The sequence below is a fragment of the Otoolea muris genome, assembly GCF_943193115.1.
Taxonomy (GTDB): Bacteria; Bacillota; Clostridia; order Lachnospirales; family Lachnospiraceae; genus Otoolea; species Otoolea muris.
Map to the genome: position 1 here is coordinate 87,884 of NZ_CALPCY010000011.1, position 25,674 is coordinate 113,557.

The 25,674-nt window shown below is 52.9% G+C and carries 25 protein-coding genes; 18 read left to right on the forward strand and 7 right to left on the reverse strand.

The window, feature by feature from the left end; translation table 11 throughout:
• Positions 1-11: 11 nt before the first annotated feature.
• A complete protein-coding gene (locus NFS31_RS09225) occupies positions 12-983 on the reverse strand; it encodes a carbohydrate kinase family protein (RefSeq protein WP_251493827.1) in 972 nt (323 codons plus the stop codon).
• Between the two features lie 132 nt (positions 984-1,115).
• A complete protein-coding gene (locus tag NFS31_RS28265) occupies positions 1,116-1,334 on the reverse strand; it encodes a DUF6783 domain-containing protein (RefSeq protein WP_416389445.1) in 219 nt (72 codons plus the stop codon).
• Here NFS31_RS28265 and NFS31_RS09230 point away from each other — a divergent pair.
• Positions 1,333-2,700: an MATE family efflux transporter gene (locus tag NFS31_RS09230; RefSeq protein WP_251493830.1), complete on the forward strand. Its 1,368-nt coding sequence runs from the start codon at positions 1,333-1,335 to the stop codon at positions 2,698-2,700. The two genes, NFS31_RS28265 and NFS31_RS09230, sit on opposite strands and share 2 nt — an antisense overlap.
• Positions 2,701-2,802: 102 nt before the next feature.
• On the opposite strand, the gene NFS31_RS09235 is transcribed toward NFS31_RS09230, so the two are convergent.
• Together NFS31_RS09235 and NFS31_RS09240 are read right to left on the reverse strand one after the other, a co-directional pair.
• Positions 2,803-3,030: a helix-turn-helix domain-containing protein gene (locus tag NFS31_RS09235; RefSeq protein ID WP_251493833.1), complete on the reverse strand. Its 228-nt coding sequence runs from the start codon at positions 3,028-3,030 to the stop codon at positions 2,803-2,805.
• A gap of 41 nt (positions 3,031-3,071) precedes the next feature.
• On the reverse strand, positions 3,072-3,677 hold the full coding sequence (locus NFS31_RS09240; protein ID WP_251493836.1) for a DUF2975 domain-containing protein: 606 nt from the start codon (positions 3,675-3,677) through the stop codon (positions 3,072-3,074).
• Positions 3,678-4,053: 376 nt separating this feature from the next.
• Here NFS31_RS09240 and NFS31_RS09245 point away from each other — a divergent pair, with 376 nt between their 5' ends.
• The 3 genes from NFS31_RS09245 to NFS31_RS09250 all read left to right on the forward strand — a co-directional run bounded on the left by NFS31_RS09245 (position 4,054) and on the right by NFS31_RS09250 (position 6,622).
• Positions 4,054-5,790: an AAA family ATPase gene (locus NFS31_RS09245; RefSeq protein ID WP_251493838.1), complete on the forward strand. Its 1,737-nt coding sequence runs from the start codon at positions 4,054-4,056 to the stop codon at positions 5,788-5,790.
• A 159-nt stretch (positions 5,791-5,949) separates the two neighbouring features.
• Complete coding sequence (locus NFS31_RS27555; protein WP_416389446.1) at positions 5,950-6,387, forward strand: DUF6783 domain-containing protein; 438 nt, start codon at positions 5,950-5,952, stop codon at positions 6,385-6,387.
• A complete protein-coding gene (locus NFS31_RS09250) occupies positions 6,269-6,622 on the forward strand; it encodes a hypothetical protein (protein WP_251493841.1) in 354 nt (117 codons plus the stop codon). Before NFS31_RS27555 ends, NFS31_RS09250 begins: the two co-directional genes overlap by 119 nt.
• A 106-nt stretch (positions 6,623-6,728) precedes the next feature.
• On the opposite strand, the gene NFS31_RS09255 is transcribed toward NFS31_RS09250, so the two are convergent.
• A complete protein-coding gene (locus tag NFS31_RS09255) occupies positions 6,729-10,751 on the reverse strand; it encodes an nSTAND3 domain-containing NTPase (RefSeq protein ID WP_251493844.1) in 4,023 nt (1,340 codons plus the stop codon).
• Positions 10,752-11,161: 410 nt separating this feature from the next.
• Here NFS31_RS09255 and NFS31_RS09260 point away from each other — a divergent pair, with 410 nt between their 5' ends.
• Genes NFS31_RS09260 through NFS31_RS09275 form a run of 4 tightly spaced genes read left to right on the forward strand, consistent with a single transcriptional unit; the run spans position 11,162 to position 13,642 of the window.
• On the forward strand, positions 11,162-12,310 hold the full coding sequence (locus NFS31_RS09260; RefSeq protein ID WP_251493847.1) for a DNA cytosine methyltransferase: 1,149 nt from the start codon (positions 11,162-11,164) through the stop codon (positions 12,308-12,310).
• Positions 12,279-12,569 carry a DUF4928 family protein gene (locus tag NFS31_RS09265; protein ID WP_251493850.1) on the forward strand — a complete coding sequence of 97 codons (291 nt, stop codon included), beginning with the start codon at positions 12,279-12,281 and terminating at the stop codon, positions 12,567-12,569. Before NFS31_RS09260 ends, NFS31_RS09265 begins: the two co-directional genes overlap by 32 nt.
• Positions 12,570-12,594: 25 nt before the next feature.
• On the forward strand, positions 12,595-13,209 hold the full coding sequence (locus NFS31_RS09270) for a DUF4928 family protein (RefSeq protein ID WP_251493854.1): 615 nt from the start codon (positions 12,595-12,597) through the stop codon (positions 13,207-13,209).
• Between the two features lie 4 nt (positions 13,210-13,213).
• A complete protein-coding gene (locus tag NFS31_RS09275) occupies positions 13,214-13,642 on the forward strand; it encodes a very short patch repair endonuclease (protein ID WP_251493857.1) in 429 nt (142 codons plus the stop codon).
• A 321-nt stretch (positions 13,643-13,963) separates the two neighbouring features.
• On the opposite strand, the gene NFS31_RS09285 is transcribed toward NFS31_RS09275, so the two are convergent.
• Complete coding sequence (locus NFS31_RS09285; protein WP_251493860.1) at positions 13,964-14,140, reverse strand: hypothetical protein; 177 nt, start codon at positions 14,138-14,140, stop codon at positions 13,964-13,966.
• Positions 14,141-14,146: 6 nt separating this feature from the next.
• Positions 14,147-14,701 (reverse strand): hypothetical protein, encoded by a 555-nt coding sequence (locus tag NFS31_RS09290; RefSeq protein WP_251493863.1) that lies wholly within the window; start codon positions 14,699-14,701, stop codon positions 14,147-14,149.
• Between the two features lie 928 nt (positions 14,702-15,629).
• Here NFS31_RS09290 and NFS31_RS09295 point away from each other — a divergent pair.
• The 10 genes from NFS31_RS09295 (at position 15,630) to NFS31_RS09340 (ending at position 25,535) form a co-directional block, all read left to right on the forward strand.
• Positions 15,630-16,745, forward strand: a complete 1,116-nt coding sequence (locus NFS31_RS09295; RefSeq protein WP_251493868.1) for a glycoside hydrolase family 5 protein — start codon at positions 15,630-15,632, stop codon at positions 16,743-16,745.
• A gap of 134 nt (positions 16,746-16,879) precedes the next feature.
• Positions 16,880-17,374, forward strand: a complete 495-nt coding sequence (locus tag NFS31_RS09300; protein ID WP_251493871.1) for a methylated-DNA--[protein]-cysteine S-methyltransferase — start codon at positions 16,880-16,882, stop codon at positions 17,372-17,374.
• A 3-nt stretch (positions 17,375-17,377) separates the two neighbouring features.
• Positions 17,378-18,919 carry a putative glycoside hydrolase gene (locus tag NFS31_RS09305; protein ID WP_251493874.1) on the forward strand — a complete coding sequence of 514 codons (1,542 nt, stop codon included), beginning with the start codon at positions 17,378-17,380 and terminating at the stop codon, positions 18,917-18,919.
• A complete protein-coding gene (locus NFS31_RS09310; protein WP_251493875.1) occupies positions 18,876-19,562 on the forward strand; it encodes a DUF1653 domain-containing protein in 687 nt (228 codons plus the stop codon). Before NFS31_RS09305 ends, NFS31_RS09310 begins: the two co-directional genes overlap by 44 nt.
• 5 nt (positions 19,563-19,567) lie before the next feature.
• Positions 19,568-21,445 carry an excinuclease ABC subunit UvrC gene (gene uvrC / locus NFS31_RS09315; RefSeq protein WP_251493954.1) on the forward strand — a complete coding sequence of 626 codons (1,878 nt, stop codon included), beginning with the start codon at positions 19,568-19,570 and terminating at the stop codon, positions 21,443-21,445.
• Between the two features lie 54 nt (positions 21,446-21,499).
• Positions 21,500-22,426, forward strand: coding sequence for an HPr(Ser) kinase/phosphatase (hprK, locus tag NFS31_RS09320; protein ID WP_251493957.1), 927 nt, complete (start codon positions 21,500-21,502; stop codon positions 22,424-22,426).
• Positions 22,427-22,441: 15 nt separating this feature from the next.
• Positions 22,442-23,458 carry a UDP-N-acetylmuramate dehydrogenase gene (gene murB / locus NFS31_RS09325; protein ID WP_251493878.1) on the forward strand — a complete coding sequence of 339 codons (1,017 nt, stop codon included), beginning with the start codon at positions 22,442-22,444 and terminating at the stop codon, positions 23,456-23,458.
• A complete protein-coding gene (gene rapZ / locus NFS31_RS09330) occupies positions 23,394-24,269 on the forward strand; it encodes an RNase adapter RapZ (protein ID WP_251493888.1) in 876 nt (291 codons plus the stop codon). Before murB ends, rapZ begins: the two co-directional genes overlap by 65 nt.
• Positions 24,270-24,284: 15 nt before the next feature.
• Positions 24,285-25,241 carry a DNA-binding protein WhiA gene (gene whiA, locus NFS31_RS09335; RefSeq protein ID WP_251493890.1) on the forward strand — a complete coding sequence of 319 codons (957 nt, stop codon included), beginning with the start codon at positions 24,285-24,287 and terminating at the stop codon, positions 25,239-25,241.
• 39 nt (positions 25,242-25,280) lie between these two features.
• Positions 25,281-25,535 (forward strand): HPr family phosphocarrier protein, encoded by a 255-nt coding sequence (locus NFS31_RS09340; protein WP_251493893.1) that lies wholly within the window; start codon positions 25,281-25,283, stop codon positions 25,533-25,535.
• Positions 25,536-25,674 lie beyond the last annotated feature (139 nt).

The following is a 25,674-nucleotide window of genomic DNA, read 5'->3' on the forward strand; positions in this document are numbered from 1 at the left end:
GCAGACAGGGCTTAAAGAGGGCCGCTTTGAAAAACTTTTTGGAATTCCTTCTCAGTCAGTGTGGATCCCCGCACTCCCACGACAGCCGCTGCCATACGGCCTGCTGTCTCTATGGCGTCCCTCATCGGCCGGCCAAGGCTTAAGCAGGCCATCACTGCCCCGATATGGGAATCTCCGGCGCCGATGGCGTCAACAGTCTGTGCCGGGACGGCGGGAACATAGTAGGAGCGGCCGCCCTGTTCCAGACAAAAGCTTCCCTGTTCTCCAAGGGTGACGATGACCGTATTGCCGGTTTCGGACAGAAGAATCCGCGCGGCCCGCTCTATGGGTGTTTCACCATAAGCCGGTTCCGGTTTTTTCGCGCTTTCGCCGCTGAGCGCAAGCGCTTCAGATTCATTGATGTGCAGCACAGGATGGAGCGCATAAAGCCGCTTCATTTTTTCTTTTTCAATAAAAATACCTCTGGGGCCCGGGGCGAAAAACAGCTCGCGTTTTGGATAGCGTTCCAGATATTCAATCAGTTCATATCCGGTGGGCTCTTCGATTTCCAGCCCGCAGATGTAGACCATATCAAACGAGGCATTGTCAAACGCGTCCATCCATGATTTCTGAAACGTATACTCCGCCCCGTGCCAGGACAAAAAGGTGCGCTCCCCGCCTGCCTCGACGAGACAGTAGCAGCAGCCGTTTTCCTGATCCGGGACGCGGATCGCGGCGGGAAAGCCCTTCTTTTCCAGTTCCCGGGCCGTAAATTCACCGTACAGGCCGCTTCCGACCGGAGAGATGAGAGTCACCGGAGCGCCGAACAGGCGGATGGAGGAGGCTGTGTTGTAGGCGCAGCCGCCCAGGGAGAGCGCATGGCCCGTGGGGTGCAGATCCTCCTGGGTGCGCGGGAGGTGGTGGAGGCTGATGATGACATCCACGCAGGCAGAGCCGATGACGAGGATTTGTTTTGGGGGGCAGGGGGATTGGGTTTGATTCATGCGGGATCTCCTTTCTTTGTTTTGCGCCGGCAGGAAATTCAAGAAAGTGCTTGCAAAGTTCCTCGCAAAACAGTACAATAATTTTAGCTGCACTTTACATCCTTTGCAGGAGCGTGAAATGGAGCTGTTTTGTTACAATTCGCTAGAGCGTGTTTGAAAATTGCTTTCTGGTAGCTGTGCGTGCCACTTTGTGGGAGATTTGTGCCAAATGAACGCGGCGTAGTGGGCTACGTTAAGTGAATTTGGCACAAATATACCGCGAAGTGGGGCGTGCAGATGCCAGGAATGAATTTTCAAACACGCTCTAGATAATAATGACGAACATTTCATGGAAGGAGCGCGATTACCCATGAAGAAGTCCTATGAAATGGACATGTGCAGCGGTTCGGTTGTGAAAAAGGTTTTGTCGTTTTCGGCGCCGCTTATGCTGTCCGGCGTGCTGCAGCTGCTTTTTAACGCCGCGGATGTGATTGTAGTGGGGCGGTTTGCGGGCAGACAGTCTCTGGCGGCGGTGGGCTCGACGACGGCCCTTATCAATCTGCTGGTCAATATCTTTATCGGTCTTTCGATCGGCGTAAATGTCCTGGTGGCCCGCTATTATGGAGCTAAAAATGAGAAGGATCTCAGCGAGACGGTACATACCGCGGTGGCGGTGAGCCTGGCGAGCGGGCTGGCTTTGATAGCAGCCGGTTTTTTTGCGTCCCGGTTTATGCTGGAGCTGATGGGTACGCCGGAGGATGTTCTGTACAAATCTGTGATGTATATGCAGATCTATTTTTCCGGTATGCCGGTGATCATGGCCTACAATTTCGGGAGCGCAATCCTCCGGGCCGTGGGGGATACAAAGCGGCCGCTGTACTTCCTGACCCTGGCCGGGGTGATCAATGTGCTCCTGAATCTGTTTTTTGTGATCCGGCTGAATATGGATGTGGCCGGCGTGGCGCTGGCAACCGTGCTGTCCCAGTGCATATCAGCGGCCCTGGTGTTCCGCTGCCTGATGCAGGCAGAGGGAGGGCTTAAGCTGCGCTTAAACAGGCTTGCGATCAATAAGCGCAAGCTGCTGATGATCATAAAGGTCGGGCTTCCGGCCGGAATGCAGGGGGCGATATTCTCGATTTCCAATGTGCTGATCCAGTCGTCCGTGAATTCGTTTGGCTCCATCGCCATGGCGGGAAATACGGCCTCGCAGAATATTGAGGGCTTTATCTATGCCTCCATGAATGCGCTGTACCAGACGAATTTAAGCTTTACGAGCCAGAATATCGGCGCGCAGAAGTATTCGCGCATCAACCGGATCCTCCTGGTATGCCAGGGATGCGTGACGGCGGTGGGCGTGATCCTGGGCTTTGCGGCCATGGCGGTGGCAGAGCCGCTGCTGGGGATTTATTCCTCGGATCCGGAGGTAATCTCCTACGGAATGCTGCGCATGTCCGTCATCTGCACCACGTACTTTATCTGCGGGTGGATGGATACTATGGTGGGAAGCATGCGGGGCATCGGATATTCCATCCTGCCGACGATCGTATCCCTGACCGGAGCCTGCGGGCTGCGGGTGATCTGGATCTTTACGATTTTTGCATGGAGGCCCACGCTGACGGTGCTGTATCTGTCTTATCCGGTGTCCTGGCTGGTGACGGCCACAGCGCATGTGACATGCTATCTGCTGGTCCGCCGTAAACTGCCGAAGACGGACGGCGCGGCCGTTCAGGCTGTTTAGAACAGCCGCGCCGTAAATGCCGCCTCCCTGAAACCGGTATCAGGCGGTATCGGCAGGGATCGCATTGGCCTGCCCCGTTTTCTGTCAATACAATTCCTCCTGTCACATGATAATACCGTCGCGGGTATCGCGCTTAAATTCCATAATATCGCCGGGCTGGCAGTCCAGCGCCTCACAGATGGCGTTCAGGGTGCTGAAGCGGATTGCGCTTATCTTCCCGGTCTTGATTTTAGAAAGGTTGACGTTGGACACGCCAACCTTTTCTGACAGCTCTTTTAATGACATCTTTCGATCGGCCATGACGCGATCCAGTCTTAATATAATGGCCATGTTCCACGATCCTTTCAGGCGGCAGGGGAACCTGCCGGGCGCTAAAGCGTTTCGTCAGATTCCGTCTGCAGGCATGTTCCATATTCAAAAATCAGGCTGAGCGCGTAAAAGAAGCAGGCAAATATCAGCGGAAAAATGCTCAGAACGACGGATGCTCCCCGGAGGACAAAGGACGCTAAAAACAAAATCATCGCAATGGCGGCAAATACAGAACTGCATCGCTTCCAATAGCCTGTAATCCGGGCTGTAAAAGGCGACTCACCGTTTTGTATGGACTGGAAGACCTTTAAAATACAGTAAAAAATATAAGCGCCAATACCGGAAACCATAATCCGGGCGGCCAGACTGAACGCGAAAGCAGGCAGGCTGAGCCGCCCTGCGGCGCAATCGTATGGCACAATGTATTGGAACAGAACGTAAACCAGCAGCGGCCAGCCTTTTAAACCATCTCCCTGCTCCAGGATGCGTATAACAGAGTCCTGGAACACGATCCATGCGGCCAGTATGGACAGGTAAAAGAGGCCGGAGCACAGATACATGCCGATAAGGAGCTTTGCGGCCTGACAGATGGTTTTGCTCTCTGCCCGGAGGCGCGTGAGCGCCCGCGCTTTTGAATTCACATCCAGTGAGGTGCGCATCGTTACCATAATAATCCCTCCTTTTTGGGTACATATAAATGCCTGTCTGTATGAAATCTGTGGCCACAGATACAGGTAAGCCCCGCAAGCCTAAGGCGCGGCCTGATAGCTTTATTGTAGTGTACTGGTTTGGAAAAGTCAAGAAAATTAATGATAAGCGTTAATAAATTGTCGAAAATTATAAAAATTACTATGAGATAGAGATTTCCTGCCACTGTTTATGCGCCAGAAATTTCCTTTTTTGTGAAACGATTCCGGGAAAAGAGGCTGGATAGCATGGCGCAATTGTGATAAGATGGAATAAATATATGTACTGTCGGAATCTCACAAAATCATGCACAGTGAGATTCCGAGAGTATATAAATATGGCAGGGAGGTGTAAAACATGGCCAGAACGGTAGGGATAGGGATTCAGAGCTTACAAACAATAAGAGAGCGGCAGTGCTTTTACGTGGATAAGACGAAGTTTATCAAAGAATGGTGGGAAAGTCAGGATGAAGTGACCCTGATCACGCGTCCCAGGCGTTTTGGAAAGACACTGACCATGAGCATGACCGAGCAGTTTTTTTCAGTCAATTATGCCGATCAGGGAGAGATGTTTCAGGGGCTTTTGATTTGGGAAGATGGGGAATACAGAAAATTGCAGGGGATGTACCCGGTTATAAACCTGTCGTTTGCCAATGTAAAGGAAAATACGTATGAAAAGGCACGCTACAGGATTTGCCAGATATTGAGGGATCTATATGTGCCGTACCGCTTCCTTTTGGAAGGGGATTTGCTGACAGAGGGGGAGAAGGCGTATATTTCCCGTATGTCAGAGACGATGAGGGAGGAGGACGCCGCCATGAGCCTCCACTACCTGTCTGCTTTTCTACACCGCTATTATGGCAGGAAGGCAATTATCCTTCTGGATGAATATGATACCCCCATGCAGGAGGCGTTTGTAAACGGTTACTGGGAGGAACTCGTATCCTTTACCAGGAGTTTATTTAATTCAACCTTTAAAACAAACCCGCATCTGGAGCGTGCGATTATGACAGGCATCACACGGGTGAGCCGGGAATCGGTTTTTTCTGATTTAAATAATTTAAAGGTGGTGACCACGACTTCGGATGAATATGCGGACTGCTTTGGATTCACAGAGGAAGAGGTTTTTGCGGCTCTGGAGGAATTTGGGATGCCGGACAAAAAGCCGGAGGTAAAGAGATGGTATGACGGTTTTACCTTTGGAAGCTGTACGGATATTTATAATCCATGGTCGATCATAAATTATCTGGACACAGGCAGGGTAATGGCTTACTGGGCCAATTCCAGCTCGAACAGCCTGGCCGGGAAATTGCTCCGGGAGGGAAATAAAGAAGTTAAGCAAAATTTTGAGCGCCTGATGAAGGGCGAGCCGCTCCGGATAGAGCTCGATGAGCAGATTGTGTACGGAGAACTGAAGACAAAACGAAATTCTGTCTGGAGCCTTCTGCTTGCAAGCGGATATCTGAAGATCGTGAGGATGGAATTTGAAGAGAAATCGGGCCGCTGGTATTACAGCCTCGCTTTGACGAACCGGGAAGTGCGGCTCATGTTTGAGAATATGATACGGGACTGGTTTTCGGAACCAGATGAACATTATAATGACTTTATAAGGGCCCTGCTTGCGGGTGATGTTAAGGCCATGAACTATTATATGAATAAAGTGGCGCTGGCCACGTTCAGCTCCTTTGACGCCGGGAATAAACCCTCAGAGTCCGCGGAGCCGGAGCGCTTCTACCATGGCTTTGTGCTGGGGCTTTTAGTGGAGCTTGCGGATCGTTATACGGTGACATCGAACCGGGAGAGCGGTTTCGGGAGATACGATGTCATGCTGGAGCCAAAAGGGGACGACGACGGGATCATTCTGGAATTTAAGGCGCAGGATCCGGAGGAGGAAAAGGAGCTGGCGGATACAGTGGAGGAGGCGCTGCGGCAGATAGAGATGAAAAAATATGAGACAACACTTGTGGAAAAGGGAGTCCGGGAGGAACGGATACGTAAGTACGGATTTGCCTTTTGTGGGAAACGGGTTTTAATTGGAACCCCTCAAACCGGAGCCCATAAGGAAAAAAAACTTGACACCGCCCCTGTCTTGTAATAGGTTGCTGTTTTTGACAGCCAGCAAAAGAAAAAATCGTTGTATCCCTTATATCACTGGGTTTCAGCGGTTTTTTCGCTATCTAGTACATCGAATAATAAGTTTCTGACTCATGAGAACAGCCATAAATGTTGATAAATCAAGCCTTGCTGAAAACGAATGTATCAGGAACTTAATTTATGCTGTACTAGAGCGTGTTTGAAAATTCATTCCTGGCATCTGCACGCCCCACTTCGCGGTATATTTGTGCCAAATTCACTTAACGCAGCCCACTACGCCGCGTTCATTTGGCCCAAATCTCCCACAAAGCGGAACGCACATCTGGCAGAAAGCATTTTTCAAACACGCTCTAGCGAAATTTCTTTAATACTTGCAAAATCCAAAGGCATAGTATATAATGAACATAGAAAGAGCACCCACTCCAAAGCGGATGCTCCCAAGTCAAGCTACTTACCTCTCAATGAGAGGCGCCTCTCCTGTGGATCAGACAGGAGGGGCATTATTTTTTTCACCTGTTCTTCCTATCTCTGTCGAGAAAGGCAAGCAACGCCACAATCAAGCTGCCAAAGGACATCAGCAAAGCCAATATTCCTATGAAAATCGAGATGATCTCATAAGCCGTCATAAGCGCCACCGTCTACGCTCCGCTTCGGTCCTTGCTAAACAGGTGCCACTGGCACCTAGCAACCTTCCTATGTATTCCGGCAAGCCGGTTTCATTGGCTCGGGAGGTTGCCACCCTGTCATGGGTACTCTTCCATGAGGGAATTATAGCAGAGATCTGCAGAATTGGCAACCAGGCTTTTATGCCCCTGGCCCTATGCTGGTTCTGAAAGTGTTACTATTCACGAAACGGCTGCTTTTTAGCCGGGCCGTAAATAGTAACAATGGTCCGTCTTTACCCGCCCCCTGACAGGAACAATGATTTGTAGTTTCCCGCTATTGCCCAATCCAGTTTTCCAGAGGATAGGCGTCCTGAAACCGTTCTGCCTGCGCGGATCTACATTCTATGCGCGCGCGCCTGCATATTTCCAACTGCTGGTTCAGTTCCTCTGATTTCCGCCCGGCATCCTGCATCACACCGCGTACGAGAATGTCGGTGAGTTTCATGCGCGGCGGATCCTCCCGGTAATGGCCCAATACGCCTGCCTCAAACAGGGCGGCTATCTTGTCAGGTATATTTTCTTCATCATCCGAATCAAAGAGCCGCTCTTCTGACGGGATGCTAAAAATCTGAAGGATCTTCTGCACGTTAAAGCACAGCTCCTTCAGTTCTTCGTCCGCTGGCAGCAGCGGATACAGATACTTCTCTACAATCGTTCCGCTAAACAACTCCAGGCACCCGCGCTCATCCTGGAAATATTCCACGGACTCTATGGCATCCGCGATTTGTCTGCATGACGCTGCGCGCTCCGTATCATCACAGCGCTGAAAATATCTGTCCCAAAGCTCCGTATTTGTCTGGTTTGTCGTCACGGTGGTCCGCAGCAGTTGTCCAAAGACGGCGTTTTTCTTCTGTATATCGGTAAGCAGCGTCTCCCACAGCGCTTCACGGTATGGCTGAAAGCGGGGGCTTCTGTCATATTCCCATTGTATAAACTCCCTTAAGGCAATCTGAAACGTCCTGCCCTGCGTGTTGCAGTCGGTTTCCAGCTCTTTTGCAATCACTTCGTCCCACCGGCTGCGGGCGGCGTGATGATACCCGTTCCACCACAGGGGCTGAGGATATCCGCAGTACACATTAAGACATGGCTGCAACAGATCTTCCGCGCGCAGGGCGGCCAGCCATTCTGACGCGCTGTTTACAGGTTTATCGTTCAGTATCTGCGCCTGCAGCTCTTCCGGTATCTGCTCCCGGGTAAGAACAATGGCTTTAAGCCACGGTAAATCCTTACGCGGGGCAGCCAGGAGCTGCTTTACAAGCCCGCGCTCCCGGCCGGTCAGACGTTTCCAGCCGTCTGTGATATGGCGTATATGGGATGTGAGAAGGCTGGTGGAATCTGTCGTCTCAAGCATCTGGCAGAGCAACTGGAAACGATCGGGATCCGGCGGCAGGTAAAGCAGGATATTTTCGGCCAGGCACATGCCGTAATCATCCGGGCAGGAGACTCTGGACAGCCATCCGTTCCAGGCGTAAAAAAGCGGTTTAAGAAGCGCCGGATTTTTGACATACTTCACCATTTTGCGCATGCACGCATCCATATGCGGCTCGTGCATGTTCAGAAAATCCACCTGGAACTGCCGGAGAAATTCTGTAAATACCGCGCTCCATGTCTCCCACAGCAGCTTTTTTTCATCTTCGGTGAAGCGTTTCCACGACAGCCCGTTGGAGTGATATTCATCCGCAAAATTTTCCAGGAAATTTTTTGCCTGCATGGAGACAGATACTCTCCCGAGCTGGGCGGTAAAATAGCGCAGGATCGTTTGCCTGTCCTCTGCGGAATATGCCGGCCACGACTGCAGCGCTCCCTGAAACATCTGGCAGATGACATTAAAATTGTCCCATTCATTTAAGTAATGGCTTAGCTTTAGCTGTCCGGCATAATTTTGAAATAGCAGGCGGATTGCTTTTTCGCGGATCACGCTCTCGTCATAATCCAGGGCAATATTTAAAAATGCCAGGGGCAGATTTTTCCGCAGGGGCGACTGCAGGATGTCAAGCATCTGTTTGGGAGAGAGGTCTGCTTTTGTCGCGACTGCCCGGATTTGTTCCGGTGTCAGGAGCGGCTTTCTGCGGCGGGGGAGTATATCCGACAGGGACGGCTCGATCGTCTCTTTTGGATTGACCATCAGTTCTCCATTTTCCCACAGAAGGTATTGATCAAATGCCGTATCCCTGACTGCGTCCAGCAGTTGCTCCTGACGCTCGCGGGGAAGTTCAGAGAACCCGGTTTCAAGCAGGAGGACAGCCCTGTCCCTGACAGCCGGGTATCTTGAATTCAGCGCTTCAAACATCGCGGATCGCAGGTCATTCCCGTATGCATCATTTTCCTTTACACAGGCGTACAGAAATTCTAACGCGCACAGATTGACATTCTTATTGGCCGCTCCCAGGGCCCGGCGCGCGGTCAGGACATACTCCGCGCAGTCAAGGGCATCGTCCAGTTCTTTTAACAGCAGGAGCCTGGCCGCATAGCAGAATACAGGGTGCTGAAAACGGATGTCTTTGGTCCGCCTGTCGATAAAGATGTAACCATATTGTTCAAGCCGGCTCAGGAGCCGGCTTTCTTCGCCTGACAATTGAAAAGCCTGGCTGTATCCCGCATATGCGGCGTTTTTTTGCTTTTTTTCGCCCTGTTCCGGCGGCCTTTTTTCGCCCCGCTCCGGCGGTCTTTTGCCGCCCAGCGTCATACGCACGCTGCGGGATTTTTTGCGAAGGTGAAGCAGCGCCGGCTGTTCGGCCGCATCGGATAAAACATATGCCAGATCCTGGTAGGAGGTTTTGCGGATCGTATCGCATGTAAAGCCCAGCCCCAGAACGATCCGGACAGCGTCCCCGCCCTCGCCGCGGAGTTTATCCACTACATCTTCTGAGCTAATCCGCGCATGCCGCAGGATTTCTTCATCCGTATGGCGGGAAAGCGCATGTACATGGGGAAATGTTCCTTTCAGGTTGCAGATTTCGCCGATTTCGAGAAAAACGCCCTTCTCTTTTTGGCGGATATATCCGGCGATCCGCGAAAAGCACTGCGCGCTCTCATCACTGTTCCCATAAACGGCGCGCCACGCTCTCTGTGCAAAGGAGATATCCTGCATCGTCAGGTCATTCCATGGGAAGCCGCCGATGGAACACTCTGCAAGCTCCTTTTTGTCAAAAGCCGTAAAAAGGATGTCTTTTCTTGTCGTCACAATCAGTTTGCTGTCTGCCGATGACTTTTCCAGGACAAGGCGGCGCAGCTTATGCGCCTGTTCCGTCCGGTTTTCTGAGGCGCGCATGGAGCCAAAGGGGTCTTCCAGGAGCAGCAGCTTTTTGGAATGGGTACAATGATTTAAGAATGCCATCCCCTCGTTTATATCATCCGTTGGATGGATGTCATAGCCTTTCGCGGCGAATCCTTGGGCGATGGCCTGGGCGGCGATCGTCTTGCCGCAAAATGGCAGTCCGGTAAACAGCAGAACGTTCTGGTTTTCCAATTGTCCGCTGTAAAGCGGCTGATGAGGGACTTCCAGATACTGCAGATCGCGTGGCAGAAGCCGCTGCGTGTGTTGATTCAGCATCTGTTTCATGTCAGGCGCAATGTCGCCGCCGCTGTCACGGCCATGCCGGACGCACTGTTCCAGCAATTCGATCACATGGGCTATCTCTCCGGATCGGACGGCGTAGCGGGTGTTGAGTAACGACGCGGTAAGCGCCCGTACTGTTTCATAGCTCTGCTGTTCGGCAATCCGTACGTCCCCCAGAAGCGTTCTGAGCTGTGAATCCGTGATTTCAGCAAAAAAATCCTGGAGCGCGGCCAGGCGCTCTCTTTCAAGCTTCGTATTTGCTGGCTGCGCGGTCAGATAGGTTCTGATATCCGCAGCATCCTGCTGTCTGACGGCGGCCCGCCGTTTGTGTTCCGCCGCTGTCTGTCCCGCGTCCGCAGCCGCTTTGGTTGAGGGATCCGCGTCAAAGCATTCCTGGTCCAGGTACGGAAGCAGGCGATCTTCACAGCGGCCGGTGGTGATAAACAGCGCCTGACGGCCTTCGGTTTGGATGTTTTTGAGCAGAAAACGCGCTGCCTGCCGATTGCCGAAATGGGCAAGCCAGCCGCATACCTCAAAAAAGGTAACAGGTTTATCATGCTGTTTCACCTGTATGAAAAGTTCTTTGCGCATCTCAGGATCGCCATATATAATTTTTGCATCTTCTTCGTTTTCTACATAAATATGGACCGTATCTTCAGATAAATATCGCAGGGCCATATATACGGTCGCTAAATATTGATATTCATAGCCTTTTATTCCCTGAATTTCAACAGACATCGTGCGTTTCTCTCTTTCGCTGCCCGGGTATATGCCCCATCCGGCCGGTAATAGCGCTGCCGGCGCCGAATATTTTGTCAGCCTGCAAGGCGGAGGAAGGAGGCGATGCGGCAGCATCGTTGACTGACGGCAACGCGGCAGATGGTATGTACAAGTTATGCAGGATTTGTAATTTGAGGCAGGATATTTTTATAATGATTGTATTGTATCATTTATGCTGTGATGTTTCAACTTGATGGAAGCGGGGAAACAGTAATAATATTTGAGAAAGGCAACCGTTCAAAGCCTGTCCGGACGGTAGCTGGGAGAGAACAGATGTTTGAAACAGTCTTGTATTTTTCCTTTATTTTGATATAATGGATTTAGAGGCAGTTTTGGAAAGGCAGGGACAGACGAAAGGAGCGTCGCCTTTGGCAGTAATATTCAATCAAACGATACAGCGCTTAACAGCATTCGATTTTTTCGCTGGGAGCGGACTGGTGACACATTCCCTGAAGCCGTTTTTTAATGTGGTTTGGGCGAATGATATCAGCAGGCAGAAAGCAGAGGTATATGTTAAGAATCACGGTTCCAGTCATTTTCACCTGGAAGATATTCGCGCTGTTTGCGGACAGGATCTGCCTTATGCAGATTTATCGTGGGCCAGTTTCCCGTGCCAGGATTTATCGCTGGCAGGAAAGGGAGAAGGGATTCTCGCAAACCGAAGCAGTTTGGTATGGCAATGGCTGCGGACAATGGATGAGATGGAGGAAATGCCTGATATTCTGGCGGCTGAAAATGTAGAAGGGCTTATCTCAGCAAATGAGGGAGAGAACTACATTATTTTACACAATGATTTGATCAAGCGCGGTTATCGGGCCGGCGCTGTCAGGTTAAATGCGCAAAGCTGGATTCCTCAATCCAGGCCGAGAATATTTATTATCGCTGTGAGGAGGGAGATACCTTTACCGGCGCATCTGTGTTCACAGGGGCCTGTCTGGCTTCATCCGGACAGTATTGTGAGGGCGGCGTCCGGGCTGAAAGATTGGGTGTGGTGGAATATGCCGGCGCCCGGAGGCAGGCAATGTCAGTTGTCGGATATCATTGAGTGGGATGCTCCTGTTGATGAGAGTGAGAAAACGAATCAGCTATTGAAGCTATTGTCAGAAAGGCATGAGAAATTACTGGAGGAGCGCGATAATATAGCTGTGACAGGCTATAAAAGAACGAGGTGCGGAAAACAAAGGCTGGAGCTTAGATTTGATGGGATTGCAGGATGCCTGCGAACCCCAAAGGGCGGGAGCAGCCGGCAGATATTAGTGATGAAAAGAAATGGAGTCATTCACACGAGGCTTTTGACAGCGCGTGAAACGGCCCGGTTAATGGGCGCCCCGGAGAATTACTGGCTTCCTGAGAAATATAATGACGCATATATGGCGATGGGAGATGCAGTTGCTGTTCCGGCAGTCCATTTTTTGGCAGAACATTTATTATTTCCTTTGGCGGCGCAGGCCAAAGTTCAGAGAGCGAAAGAAAGAGAAGCGCAAAATGACGATACAAGAGCAGTTGTTGGAATATAAGCGAAAAAGCAAAATTCATACAAAAGGACCGTTGTCAGTCGTTTTATTTGTCACCAGAAAGGCAAAACAGAACGGGCTTCCGCTCCGCTGCGCGGATTTAAAGGCGGAAAGCGCGGGACAGGTAGCCGGGTTAAGTAAAGCCGCGGTGCAGTCAATATTAGCGGATCATGGCATTGTTAAGGTATTGGCGGCTGAAGGAGGACGAACCAGCAGGGGAAGCATTAAAAATATGGAGGATTACGTAGCCTTTCTAACATGAATTAAACGAACAAGGCGCCTGTGATTTGGATGTTATTGAAGCGTGGTGGGTTGACAGGATAAAAGATTTCTTTGCTTCAAAACCGTTTCATTTAAAAAGTGACGCGGGCTCTTCTGTCAGTTCGGCGGTCTGGGATTTGCTGGACCAGGCGAAAAAAAGACAAAAGGATAACCTGGGAACCATGTATCAGGGCGCTGTACTGCAGCATTTGGTCGGAGCGAAAATGCAATTGTTAGTGGGGGATAAACAGGAAATTGAGCATCATGGTTTTTTTGTTGCAGATGCGCCGACAGGCCGGAACGGGGATTTTATGGTTGGCAATACAATCATACATGTGACGACTGCTCCCGGCGAATTATTGATGGATAAGTGTCTGGATAATATACATTCAGGATACCGGCCGTTCATTATAACAGTCTCTGAAAGTATGCCGGCGGCCAGATCACTGGCAGGTATTAAAGGAATTCTGAAAAATGTAGAAATTGCAGATGCGGAACAATTTATATCAACCAATATTCATGAATGGAGTGGATTCGATTCTGCGAGGCATAAGGGAACCATAGAAAAACTGATTATGATATATAATCAATTGATTGATACATATGAGACGGATCCGGGCCTTAAGGTATCGTTAAAATAAAAAGATGGCAGATGTATTTGATAAAGAAAAACGCTCGGAAATCATGAGGGCGGTAAAGAGTTCAAAGAATAAATCAACAGAGGAAAAGCTGATAGCGTATTTTAAAGAAAACAAAATCACTGGCTGGAGGAGAAATTACAAAGTTTATGGAAAACCCGACTTTGTGCTGCCTGATTTGCGGATTGCGATATTTGTGGACGGCTGCTTTTGGCATGGGCATAATTGCAGAAATACCCATCCGGAACAGAATAAAGAATATTGGCAGCGTAAGATAGGCCGAAATATGGCCAGGGATAAGGAGGTTACAGATCATCTTGAAAGGCTGGGATGGAATGTAATCCGGATTTGGGAGTGCGAGTTTTTAAAGAAAAACCGCGGGCTGCTTGAAAAAAGGTTAAAGGCGCTGTATTCCAAACAAAGAACAGATGGATAGGTTCAGGAGGCTTCCTGTAAAGTAAGGAGGGGCGCAGGCGAACACTTATACAGAAGAGGATTATTACAACTTACCGGAAGACGTCCGGACAGAGCTGATTGACGGGAATCTGCTCTACAGCCAGGCGGCGCCTTCGAGAATCCACCAGACGCTTTTGATGGAGCTTTCCGCAACGATCCGGAATTATCTCAGGGCAAGCTGAATCTGTATGCGGATGCGTGCATGCACATTTGGCGACTGCCGCGAGGGTCAACAATCCCGTTGCTTGCAGCGAGGTTGTTGACTTTCTGGAGCGGACAAGTCTTCCCCCGGCGGGATTCTTTACATCATGTGAATCACGGGCTGAAGGATGCCGAGTACGATAATGACGACGCCTATGATACGCACCACGGCCGGGGATTTGATCCTGCAGGCAGGCCGCTCAACGACCTTTTTCGGATTGATAATCAGCGGAGCGCCCAGGATGGCGCAGAGAATAACCCACGCGATATCAAGCACAATAGCTCACCTCCTTTCAGGAAGTTTTTCTGAGTGCCGACTGACAGGCTCTCCGGTGACGCAGTCCCAGATGTCCTGTAAGAACAAAATAAAATCCTTTTTGGCTTCCTCTAACGTCCCGTTATTGTCATAGACATAATCATATGTATAATTTTCAACATTGTCGTCGGAGCCATTCCCCCATTTTTTAACCATGCCGTCTCTGCGGATTAAAAGAGTTACGCATGGTATGTGTACAGCCTGCCTGAATTTATCAATTTCTTCGCATTCTCTGATATGCGCGAACAGAATCTGCGAAGGGCTATGTAAAAATGCTTCATATTCCGCTGTTAAATATTTAAAAGGTAAGTCGTTATAGCCAACAAAAACCTGTTTTAAATCAGCCAGAAACTTTCTGGATTTTGGATCCTTTTCGCCGTTCCACCCGTGCTGGCTGGCGATCGCTTTGATCGGCGTAATGGCGGAAATGTTTGTGATTTTAAATGCTTCGCCCGCGAATTCACATAATGTATCTTTTCCGGCGCCGCCCTGTCCGTTAATTATGATAACAAGTTTATTCATATTCACCAGTCCTTTTCATTTTGAAGCAATCCCAGTGTATCATATCGCTTCCGGCAAGTCAACAACCATGCGGCGGACGGCCAAGCCGCGTTTTTTGCGGTTTGTGTGCATCGCGGAGCGGGGTTCCTTATGGATACAGGAGCTGGCGAGGGCGGCCTTCCCACGATAAACAACATCCCGCAATAGTCCACTTGACTAAATGCCATTGAGGTGTGAACAGCAACATCCATCCTGATTTTTCCACTGATACAGCAAAGTTGACATTGCAAAATCAGCGGGATATTAGTAAAATAGCAGATATAGGAGAAAACTATGTAACAGTTCGGGAAATCTGAATGGTCACAAAACGATAAAGAATTTATGTTACAGTTCACGGGGCAATGGTATTTAGTTAAGGTGTATGAGAGCTATGGTTCATTGTGAGGGGGGGGGCCGCCGTCGCCAGCTCCTGTATCCAACGGAACCCCGCTTCCGCTCGGAGAAAAGCGCAGCGGACGCTAAGCTCGAAAAGACCTCGCTAAGCGCCGGCGGTTTTCTACGGGTTCCTTATGGATACAGGGGCTGGCGACGGCTACGTTATCAGCGGGCCTGGAACCGATTTCATCCGGCCGGAATTCTTGTAATACCTTTGTCTGGCACAGGCAGAAATATCCTCTGCCTGAATTGTTGAATAATTAGTATAATTATTTTATGTATTCTATCATATATTAGCTCAACAAAAATTTGACTGTTATATTTTGCGATTTTGTGAATTGAGATTATTATTATGCTATAGCCATGATGAGCCATATTATTTGTTGTTATTATTATAGCGTGGCGGCCCTCTCACGACAAGCTACGCCCCGCAGCAGTTCACTTCGCTTAACTAAATGCCATTGGTTCACAGCCCGATGAACAGTAACGAATTTAAAGAAAGGGAGAGGAAACTATGAAGAAGAAATGGATTGCAGCAGCCGTTCTGGCGTCGTTTGCCCTGCTTATCCAGGGATGCGCCGCCGGGAAAGCGGTCCCGGAGCCGTCGGCCCTGGCACAGGAGCAAAAGCCGTCAATTCCGGCGCAGGAAACGGAACCGTCTGATTTGACGAAAGAGGAACGGCCGTTGCTTCTGGTGCAGGAGGGCGCGCATGATCTGGCGTCGCCTTCTAAGACCGGGGCGCTGCATGTGGAGGGCGCGCGGCTTCTGGGAAGCGGCGGGCAGCCGGTTCAGCTTCGCGGTATCAGCAGCCATGGCCTGGCCTGGTTTCCGGATTATATTAACAGCGCCTGCTTTGAGCAGCTCCACAATGAGTGGAATGTAAATGTGGTCCGTCTGGCGATGTATACGGAGGAATATGGAGGCTATGTGAGCGGCGGCGACAAAGAGAATTTAAAGCGGCTGATCGACGACGGGGTGAGATATGCGGCAGAAGAGGATATGTATGTGATCATCGACTGGCATATTTTGTCTGACTCCAATCCGAATACGCACCGGGAGGAGGCTAAGGCCTTTTTCAGGGAAATGTCAGGGAAATATAAGGACTGCAGCCATGTGCTGTATGAGATCTGCAATGAGCCGAACGGCGGGACGGGATGGCAGGATATCAAGTCGTATGCGCAGGAGGTGATCGGGGTGATCCGGGAAAATGACGCGGACGCGGTGATTATCGTGGGCACGCCGAACTGGTCGCAGTATGTGGATCAGGCGGCGGCGGATCCCATCCGCGGGTATGACAATGTGATGTATGCCCTTCATTTTTATGCAGCGACGCATAAGGAGGATCTGCGCGGCAGGATGACGGCCGCTGTGGAAGCGGGGCTGCCGATCTTTGTGACCGAGTACGGTATCTGTGACGCGAGCGGAAACGGGGGGATCGACGAGGCCGAGGCGAACCGTTGGATAGAGGCCCTTAATCAGCATGGAATCAGCTATGTTGCGTGGAATCTTTCCAATAAGAATGAGACATCGGCGATTTTTAACAGCTCCTGCGGTAAAACGAGCGGATTTACAGATGAGGATTTAAGCGCGTCCGGGCGCTGGCTGCGCGGCATGCTGACAGGCCGGTAATGGTTTTCAGGCATGTTCCGGGACGAAATATGAACGATCCCGCGGGCGGCGGTTTGGCGGGCGCGCCGTGGGTATAAGCGGGACTGGCCAGTTCCCTTATTCCCGCGGCGGCAGAAAGGATGGATGGACAGCGGATGAGATATGTTACCTATATGAAAACAGACTTTTGCGATCTTCTTCTGGCCGGGGATGAGAGCTCGCTTACGGAGGTTTCGTTTGCGGGCCGGGAGATGAAGAGTTTTACAGCCGGACGCCGGGAGGAGGAGACGGAAGAAGAAACGCCTGTTCTTGCCCGGGCGAGGAGGCAGCTTGAGGAGTATTTCGCCGGAGAGCGGAAGGCGTTTGAGCTGCCGCTGTCCGCGCGCGGCACGCCGTTCCAGAAGAGAGTGTGGGACGAGCTTTTGAAGATCCCATATGGGGAGACGATCACGTACGGCGAGCTCGCCGCGCGGATTGGGAATCCGAAGGCAGGCCGCGCCGTGGGCATGGCCAACCATCACAACCCGATCTCGATAATCGTCCCGTGCCACCGGGTGATCGGCGCGCGCGGGAAGCTGGTGGGATATGGAGGCGGCCTGGACTTGAAGGAACGGCTTCTTGCATTTGAAAAGGGAAACAGGGGAAATTAGAAAATGAAACGATGGCTTCCTTTCCTTATGAGTGTCAGTCTGGCGGCCGGGTGTACGCGGTACACGCCGGTTGAAGGGCAGGAATTACCGTTTGAAGAGACTGGAGCAGTATACGGATATCAGGCGGAAGCGGAAGCAGGGGCGCCGCGGGAGGCAGGAGCGGAAACATCACACGGTGTGGGAAATCTAAAAAGACCGGATGCGCCGGAAAAAACAGGCGCAATGGGGGAGAATGCCGTGTCCTTAAGCCTGCCCGGGCCGTCTGTGAAGTGTGTTTCGCTGGCGTTGTCTGAGGCGCAGAGGCAGGCAAAAGAGCTCGGCGAGGCTGTCAGGGCCGCGCAGGATCAACGGACGCCGGTGAAGGTGAAGGGGATCTATGTGACGGCCTATGTGGCCGGAAACCGGGAGATGATGGAGCATATCATTTCCAGGATTGACGGGACGGAACTGAACGCGGTGGTGATTGATTTTAAAACGGATGAAGGGCATATCGCGGCTTATGTGGATTCTCCGGTGTTTGAAGGCGTTGACGCGTGCAGGAATTATATTCCCGATCTGCCCGCTCTGATGGATACGTTAAAATCGCATGGAATCTATACCATAGCGCGGATTGTGGCGTTCCGTGATCCGTGGCTGTCGGAGAAGCGGCCGGACGTAAGCTTAAAGAGGGCGGACGGCAGCGTCTACCGCGACAGGCAGGGCCTCTCCTGGGTGAACCCGTATAAGAGGGAGGTGTGGGATTATCTGGTGGAGGCGGGGCGGCAGGCGGCGGCGGCCGGGTTTGACGAGGTGCAGTTTGACTATATCCGCTTTTCCACGGATTCCACAATGCGTGAAGTCGTCTTTGACGAGGCGGATACGCTGGGCCGGTCGAGGACGGATGTGATCACGGAATTCGCCGGATATGCATATGAGAGGCTGGCCCCATTGGGCGTGTTTGTGTCTGCCGATGTGTTTGGGGCGATCATCGGCAGCGGGGAGGATGCGGCGGCCGTGGGGCAGAGCTACGGCGCGATGGCGGACTGTGTGGATTATATTTGCCCGATGATCTACCCCTCCCATTACGGGGACGGGAATTTCGGCCTGGATCACCCGGATCTTCATCCATATGAAACGATTTCAGGCGCGCTTAACCAGTCGTCGCAGGAGCTTTCGGCATACCGCGAAGGACAGCGGGAACAGAGCCCGGAAGGCGGGGCGGGAAAAGAGCGGGGGCCGGGAGATGATGCGGAAAAAGAAAGGAGCCCGGAAGTCGGGGCGCGGGAAGAGCAGGGCGGGGAAAGCCAGGAGCAGGGAAAACAGAGCCCGGAAGGAAAACGGCGGAAAGAGCAGGCTTTGGTCCGGCCATGGCTTCAGGATTTTACAGCGGGCTATTTAAGGCATCACCGGCATTATGGCGATAAGGAGCTGCGCGAGCAGATTCAGGCGGTCTACGATGCCGGCTATGAGGAGTGGATCCTGTGGAATGCGTCGAACCAGTATCATTACGGAGGTCTTTTGAATGAATCAGATGCCCAGGCCGGGGGAGAGGTACCGGCATTTTAAGGATAAGCTGTATCAGATCGTGGCTGTGGCCACGCATTCCGAGACGGGGGAGAAGATGGTGATCTATCAGGCGCTGTACGGGGAGTTCGGGGTCTGGGCGCGGCCGCTCTCCATGTTTTTGGAGCCGGTGGATCGGGAGAAATACCCGGAGGCCGCGCAGAAGCTGCGTTTTGAGCGGGTGGCCGCGGCCGCGGCGGGGGATGAGGAGCAGGAAGAAGCGCGGACAGAGGATAAGGAGCGGGAAGAAGCGCGGACAGAGGGCAAGGAGCGGGAAGAAGCGCGGGCAGAGGGCAAAGAGCGGGAAGAAGCGCGGGCGGCGGATAAGGAATGCGAAGAAGCGCCGGCGCGCGGGGATAACGGGATTCTTGCGGGGGAGCAGGCATGCGGGCACGATGACCAGGGTTCGGACGAGAGCTCGCTGCACCCGCTCCTGTTCCGGTTTCTGGACGCCGGATCGCCGGGCGAGCGCGTGAATCTTTTGAGGCTGATGAAGGGCAGGGTGGGCCAGGCCGAGGTGGACAGCCTCTGCACTTGCCTGGACGCGCGGCGCCCGGACGGGAGTATAGAGGAGCAGATTGACGATCTGATCGGGCGCCTGCAGATGCAGCAGAAGTATCAGACGTCCAGGCTGCGCCGGGGTTGAGGATGATGTTTGAGATAGAAGAGGAGTTAAAGAAGCTTCCGGCCCAGCCGGGAGTTTATATTATGCATGACAGCCGTGACGAGATCATCTATGTGGGGAAGGCGATAAGCCTTAAAAACAGGGTTCGCCAGTATTTTCAGAGCAGCCGCAACAAGACGGCAAAAATTGAGCAGATGGTATCGCGGATCGCCCGGTTTGAGTACATCGTGACCGACTCGGAGATGGAGGCGCTGGTTCTGGAGTGCAATCTGATCAAGGAGCACCGGCCGCGCTATAATACGATGTTAAAGGACGATAAAACGTACCCTTATATCAAGGCGACGGTTTCGGAGGAGTATCCCCGCGTCCTGTTTTCCCGGCAGATGAAGAAGGATAAGAATAAGTATTTCGGGCCTTTTACGAGCGCGGGGGCGGTGAAGGATACGATTGATATGATCCGCAAGATCTACCGCCTGCGCACGTGCAGCCGTAGGCTGCCGGAGGATATCGGCAAGGGGCGGCCCTGCCTGTATTACCATATCCACCAGTGCGGCGCACCCTGCCAGGGGTATGTCACGAAGGAGGAATACCAGCAGTCTGTGCGGCAGGCGCTGGACTTTCTGGGGGGAAAATATGAACCGGTGATGAAGCTTCTGGCGGAGAAGATGGCGGCGGCCTCGGACGCCATGGAGTTTGAGAAGGCGATCGAGTACCGCGAGCTTCTCGCAAGCGTGAGAAAGGTGGCGCAGAAGCAGAAAATCACGAGCCAGAGCATGGATGACCGCGATATTATCGCCATGGCAAAGGATGAGCGCGACGCGGTTGTGCAGGTGTTTTTTGTCCGGGACGGGCGGCTTATCGGGCGGGAGCATTTCCACTTAAATATTTCCCAGGCGGAGGAGGACAGCCAGATTTTAAACAGCTTTGTGAAGCAGTTTTACGCCGGGACGCCGTTTGTGCCCCATGAGATCTGGATCCAGGAGGAGCTGGAGGACGGGCCGGTGATTGAGCGCTTCCTGACGGGCCGCAGGGGGCAGCGGGTGAAGCTCATTGTCCCCAAAAAAGGGGATAAGGAGCGGCTTGTGGAGCTGGCGGAAAAGAATGCGAGGATGGTGCTTTCGCAGGATAAGGAGAAGATAAAGCGCGAGGAGCTGCGCACGATCGGGGCCATGAACCAGATCGGGGAGTGGATCGGGCTTTCCGCTATCCGGCGGATCGAGGCGTACGATATTTCCAATATCAGCGGCTTTGAGTCCGTGGGATCTATGATTGTGTATGAGGACGGGCGTCCGAAGCGCAATGATTACCGCAAATTCCGCATCCGCACCGTGCAGGGGCCGAATGATTACGCCTCGATGCGGGAGGTTCTTCTGCGCCGTTTTTCGCATGGATTAAAGGAGAAAAAGGCGCTCCTTGAGGAAGGGCAAGACATGTCCTTTGGAAGCTTTACGCGTTTTCCGGATCTTCTGATGATGGACGGCGGCCGGGGCCAGGTGAATATTGCCCTGGAGGTTCTTAAGGAGCTGGAGATTGAAATTCCGGTGTGCGGGATGGTGAAGGATGATAATCACCGCACGCGCGGCCTGTATTTTAATAATGTGGAGATTCCCATTGACCGGCATTCGGAGGGCTTCAAGCTGATCACACGGATCCAGGACGAGGCGCACCGCTTTGCGATCGAGTACCACCGGAGCCTGCGGGGAAAGGATCAGGTGCATTCCGTTCTTGATGATATAAAGGGCATCGGCCCGGCCCGGCGCAAGGCGCTGATGCGCGCGTTTAAGAGCATTGAGGCGATCCGGGACGCGGGCGTGGAGGAGCTTGAGAAGGCGCCTTCCATGAACCGCGCTTCGGCGGAGGCGGTTTATGCGTTTTTCCGGGATGACAATCAGGGGAAGTTGTGATAGGATAGGGTATGTGAAGGAAGCCAAACGGTAATGACGAAAGGAAGAACGACCATGTATGGAGTGACGATTACGGAGCTGATTGACAAGCTGGGGCTTAAAAATATGACGCCGGAGCTGGATACGGACAGTATTATGCTGGTTCACCCGGATGTAAACCGCCCCGCGCTGCAGCTCACCGGTTTTTTTGACCATTTTGACCAGGATCGCGTGCAGATTATCGGATATGTGGAACACGCGTTCCTGGAGACGCTGACGCCGGAGCGCCGCCGCGAGGTGTATGAGAAGCTGATTGCGAGCAAGATTCCCTGCCTCCTGTACAGCCGCGGCATGACGCCGGGCGAGAGCGTCCTGGAGCTGTGCAGCTATTACGGCGTGCCGTGCATGGTGTCAGATAAAAAGACGTCGGATCTGATGGCGGAGGTGATCCGCTGGCTGAATGTGAAGCTGGCCCCCATGATCAGCATTCACGGCGTCCTGGTGGACGTGTTCGGCGAGGGAGTCCTGATCATGGGCGAGAGCGGGAGCGGAAAGAGCGAGGCGGCGCTGGAGCTGATCAAGCGCGGGCACCGTCTGGTCAGCGATGATGTGGTGGAGATCCGCCGCGTCAGCGACGAGACGCTGATCGGATCCGCGCCGGATATCACGAGGCATTTTATTGAGCTTCGGGGCATAGGAATTATTGATGTGAAGACCCTGTTCGGCGTGGAGAGCGTGAAGGATACGCAGGGGATTGATATTGTGATAAAGCTGGAGGAGTGGGACCGGGAAAAGGAATACGACAGGCTTGGCATGGAGGATCAGTACACGGAATTTCTGGGAAATAAGGTGGTCTGCCATTCCATCCCCATCCGCCCGGGCCGGAATCTGGCGATTATCGTGGAGTCGGCGGCGATCAATTACAGGCAGAAGCAGATGGGCTACAACGCGGCTAAGGAGCTTTACAACCGTGTGCAGGCCAATCTGGCGAAACCGAAATAAGGCGGGCAGGGGATTATGAGTGTTTTTTATGAAAAGCTGTGCCTGGCGGCCGGAGACGGCCGGGTGAGGCGGGATGAACCGATGGCCATGCACACGACCTTCCGGGTCGGGGGCCCGGCGGCGTTTTTTGCGGAGCCAGAGGGGGAGGACGCGCTCGCGCGCGTGATCCGCCTGTGCAGGGAGGAGGACATCCCGTTCTATATTCTGGGAAACGGGAGCAATCTTCTGATCAGCGATCAGGGATACCGGGGGGTGATGATCCGGATTGGGGATGGCTTTTCGGATCTTGCGCGTCTTGAGGAGGGCGTTTCTGCCCCTGACTGCGATGTCCCTGTATCTATCCGCGCCGGCGCGGGGCTTCTCCTATCGCGCATTGCTTCCTGGGCGGCAAAGGAGGGGCTTGCGGGCCTTGAGTTTGCGGCCGGGATTCCGGGGACGCTGGGCGGCGCGGTGGTGATGAATGCAGGGGCCTACGGGGGCGAGATGAAGGATGTCATCCGCTCTGTGCGGACGCTTGGCCGGGACGGAAGGATACAGGAGCTTTCTGTCAAGGAGCTGCGGATGGGCTACCGCTTCAGCAGCGTGCAGGAGCGGGGGGATATCGTCCTTGGCGCTGTGCTTGGCCTTAGGCCGGGCGACAGGGGCGATATCCAGGCCCGCATGGAGGATCTGGCCGGACGGCGGCGCGAGAAGCAGCCTCTGGAATATCCGAGCGCGGGCAGCGCCTTTAAGCGTCCGGCGGGGTATTTTGCCGGGAAGCTCATCGAGGACGCGGGCCTTCGCGGTTACCGGGACGGAAACGCGCAGGTCTCGGAAAAGCACTGCGGCTTTGTCATTAACCGGGGCGGCGCGACGGCGGAGGAGATCCGCAGGCTCTGCGGGCATGTGCAAAAAAGGGTGGCGGAATGTGCGGGCGTTCATCTGGAGACGGAGATCCGCATGATTGGCTTTGAGGAGGGGACGTGCGATGCGGCTTGTAATTGTGACCGGGATGTCCGGGGCGGGAAAGACAACGGCCTTAAAGATGCTTGAGGACGCGGGCTTTTACTGTGTGGATAACCTGCCGATCCCGCTGGTGGGGAAATTCGGCGAGCTGACGCAGGGGAGCGGGGAGATCCACAACGCGGCCCTTGGCATTGATGTGCGCAGCGGGGAGGAGCTCTCCCAGCTCGAGGATACGTTCCGGGAATGGGAGGCGGGAAAATTCCCGTTTGAGATCCTGTTTCTTGACGCCAGCGACGCGATCCTCATAAAGCGCTATAAGGAGAGCAGGCGCAGCCATCCCCTGGCGGGCCGCGACCGGCTGGACCGCGGGATTGCAAGGGAACGGACAAAGCTGGCTTTTCTTAAGAAGCGGGCCGACTATATTTTGGACACCAGCAAGCTTTTGACCAGGGAGCTTAAGGGGGAGTTAGATCGGATCTTTCTGAACCGGGAGGGCTATTCAAACCTCTTTGTAACGATCTTAAGCTTTGGCTTTAAATACGGGATTCCCTCTGACGCGGATCTCGTATTTGACGTGCGTTTTCTCCCCAACCCCTATTACAACGAGGATCTCCGCGGCCACACCGGAAACGAGCCCTGTGTGCAGGAGTTTGTGAAGCAGGGGGGGACGGCGCAGATTTTTCTGGAAAAGCTCCATGAGATGATCGATTTCCTTCTTCCGTACTATGTCCAGGAGGGGAAAAACCAGCTTGTTATTGCCATCGGCTGTACGGGCGGCAAGCACCGCTCCGTGACGATCGCGAATCTCCTGTACGGCTGCTACGCGCCGCGCCGGGATATCGGCCTCAAGATCGAGCACAGGGACATTGAGAATGACAGACGGGTGAAGCAGGAATAAAAGGGTGGTGGTAGCATGTCGTTTTCTTCACAGATTAAGGATGAGCTGTCGCGGCAGATAAGTCCGGCCAGGCACTGCCAGATCGCTGAAATCGCCGCCATTCTTGGATTTTGCGGCCATATCCACATGGACGAGGAGAATTGTTTCAGTATCCGTATACACACAGAAAATGTATCTGTCGCAAGAAAATACTTTACTTTATTAAAAAAAGCATTTAATATAGGAGCTGATATTTCGATCCGGCGCAATGCATTTTTGAAAAAGAACCGTACCTACACGGTGCTGATCCGGGAGCATGAGCCTTCTGTCCGGGTACTGGAGGCGGCAAAGCTTCTGGACGGGCAGGGGGAGATCTGTGAAAACCTGTCGGCAGCCAGAAATACGGTGCTGCAGAATCCCTGCTGCCGCAGGGCGTTTATCCGCGGCGCGTTTCTGGCCGCGGGATCCCTAAGTGATCCGGAGAAATTCTATCACTTTGAGATCGTCTGCTCCTCCATGGAGCGGGCCAGCCAGCTTAAGGAGATCATCGCGACTTTTTCGATTGATGCAAAAATAGTTGTCAGAAAGAAGTATTTTGTGGTATATATAAAGGAAGGAAGTCAGATTGTGGAGATGCTGGCAGTCATGGAGGCGCGCCTTGCCCTGATGGATCTGGAGAATATCCGGATTCTGAAGGAGATGAGGAACAGCGTGAACCGGCAGGTCAACTGTGAGACTGCGAACATCAACAAGACCGTATCAGCGGCCGTGCGGCAGCTCAATGATATTACCTATATCAGGGATACGGTGGGGCTTTCTTATCTGCCGGAGGCGTTGGCCGGGATTGCGCAGATTAGGCTTAATAAACCTGAGGCGACGCTTAAGGAGCTGGGGGAGAGCCTAAGCCCTCCAGTGGGCAAATCCGGGGTCAACCACCGGCTGAGAAGGATCAGCGCGATTGCGGAAAGCCTTCGCACAGAGAAGGGGGAATAGCGGCAGCGGGGATTCTTTTGCAAGTATGAGGAGGATATTATGACAAGTAAGAAAATCAAAATCGAGCTCACTTCCGGCCTTCAGGCCAGGCCGGCCGCGATGCTGGTGCAGGTCGCAAGCCGGTATGAGAGCAGCATCTATCTGGAATGCGAGGCGAAGCGGGTCAATGCCAAAAGCATTATGGGAATGATGACGCTGGAGCTTTCCGAGGGCGAGAGCGTCAATGTGACGGCAGACGGTAAGGACGAGGAACGGGCGCTTGAGGGAATAGAGAAGTATTTAAGCAACAATTAGGAATATCGCGGGTAAACGGTTCAGGCTGCCTGCCTGGACTGTTGCCGTCGCGGCCGCTGCAGGTTTTATGCGGCGGCCTTTTTATGCGCAGGCCCGCATAAGGAAGATTTGCCGACAGGGCGGCATGCGGGCCGCGCAG

Bases quoted from the DNA above. Each gene is read 5' to 3' on its own strand.
- NFS31_RS09225 (WP_251493827.1), bottom strand. From the start codon at position 983: ATGAATCAAACCCAATCCCCCTGCCCCCCAAAACAAATCCTCGTCATC.
- NFS31_RS09230 (WP_251493830.1), top strand. From the start codon at position 1,333: ATGAAGAAGTCCTATGAAATGGACATGTGCAGCGGTTCGGTTGTGAAA.
- NFS31_RS28265 (WP_416389445.1), bottom strand. From the start codon at position 1,334: ATGGGTAATCGCGCTCCTTCCATGAAATGTTCGTCATTATTATCTAGA.
- NFS31_RS09235 (WP_251493833.1), bottom strand. From the start codon at position 3,030: ATGGCCATTATATTAAGACTGGATCGCGTCATGGCCGATCGAAAGATG.
- NFS31_RS09240 (WP_251493836.1), bottom strand. From the start codon at position 3,677: ATGGTAACGATGCGCACCTCACTGGATGTGAATTCAAAAGCGCGGGCG.
- NFS31_RS09245 (WP_251493838.1), top strand. From the start codon at position 4,054: ATGGCCAGAACGGTAGGGATAGGGATTCAGAGCTTACAAACAATAAGA.
- NFS31_RS27555 (WP_416389446.1), top strand. From the start codon at position 5,950: ATGTATCAGGAACTTAATTTATGCTGTACTAGAGCGTGTTTGAAAATT.
- NFS31_RS09255 (WP_251493844.1), bottom strand. From the start codon at position 10,751: ATGTCTGTTGAAATTCAGGGAATAAAAGGCTATGAATATCAATATTTA.
- NFS31_RS09265 (WP_251493850.1), top strand. From the start codon at position 12,279: ATGACGATACAAGAGCAGTTGTTGGAATATAAGCGAAAAAGCAAAATT.
- NFS31_RS09275 (WP_251493857.1), top strand. From the start codon at position 13,214: ATGGCAGATGTATTTGATAAAGAAAAACGCTCGGAAATCATGAGGGCG.
- NFS31_RS09290 (WP_251493863.1), bottom strand. From the start codon at position 14,701: ATGAATAAACTTGTTATCATAATTAACGGACAGGGCGGCGCCGGAAAA.
- NFS31_RS09295 (WP_251493868.1), top strand. From the start codon at position 15,630: ATGAAGAAGAAATGGATTGCAGCAGCCGTTCTGGCGTCGTTTGCCCTG.
- NFS31_RS09300 (WP_251493871.1), top strand. From the start codon at position 16,880: ATGAGATATGTTACCTATATGAAAACAGACTTTTGCGATCTTCTTCTG.
- NFS31_RS09305 (WP_251493874.1), top strand. From the start codon at position 17,378: ATGAAACGATGGCTTCCTTTCCTTATGAGTGTCAGTCTGGCGGCCGGG.
- NFS31_RS09310 (WP_251493875.1), top strand. From the start codon at position 18,876: ATGAATCAGATGCCCAGGCCGGGGGAGAGGTACCGGCATTTTAAGGAT.
- uvrC (WP_251493954.1), top strand. From the start codon at position 19,568: ATGTTTGAGATAGAAGAGGAGTTAAAGAAGCTTCCGGCCCAGCCGGGA.
- hprK (WP_251493957.1), top strand. From the start codon at position 21,500: ATGTATGGAGTGACGATTACGGAGCTGATTGACAAGCTGGGGCTTAAA.
- murB (WP_251493878.1), top strand. From the start codon at position 22,442: ATGAGTGTTTTTTATGAAAAGCTGTGCCTGGCGGCCGGAGACGGCCGG.
- rapZ (WP_251493888.1), top strand. From the start codon at position 23,394: ATGCGGCTTGTAATTGTGACCGGGATGTCCGGGGCGGGAAAGACAACG.
- whiA (WP_251493890.1), top strand. From the start codon at position 24,285: ATGTCGTTTTCTTCACAGATTAAGGATGAGCTGTCGCGGCAGATAAGT.
- NFS31_RS09340 (WP_251493893.1), top strand. From the start codon at position 25,281: ATGACAAGTAAGAAAATCAAAATCGAGCTCACTTCCGGCCTTCAGGCC.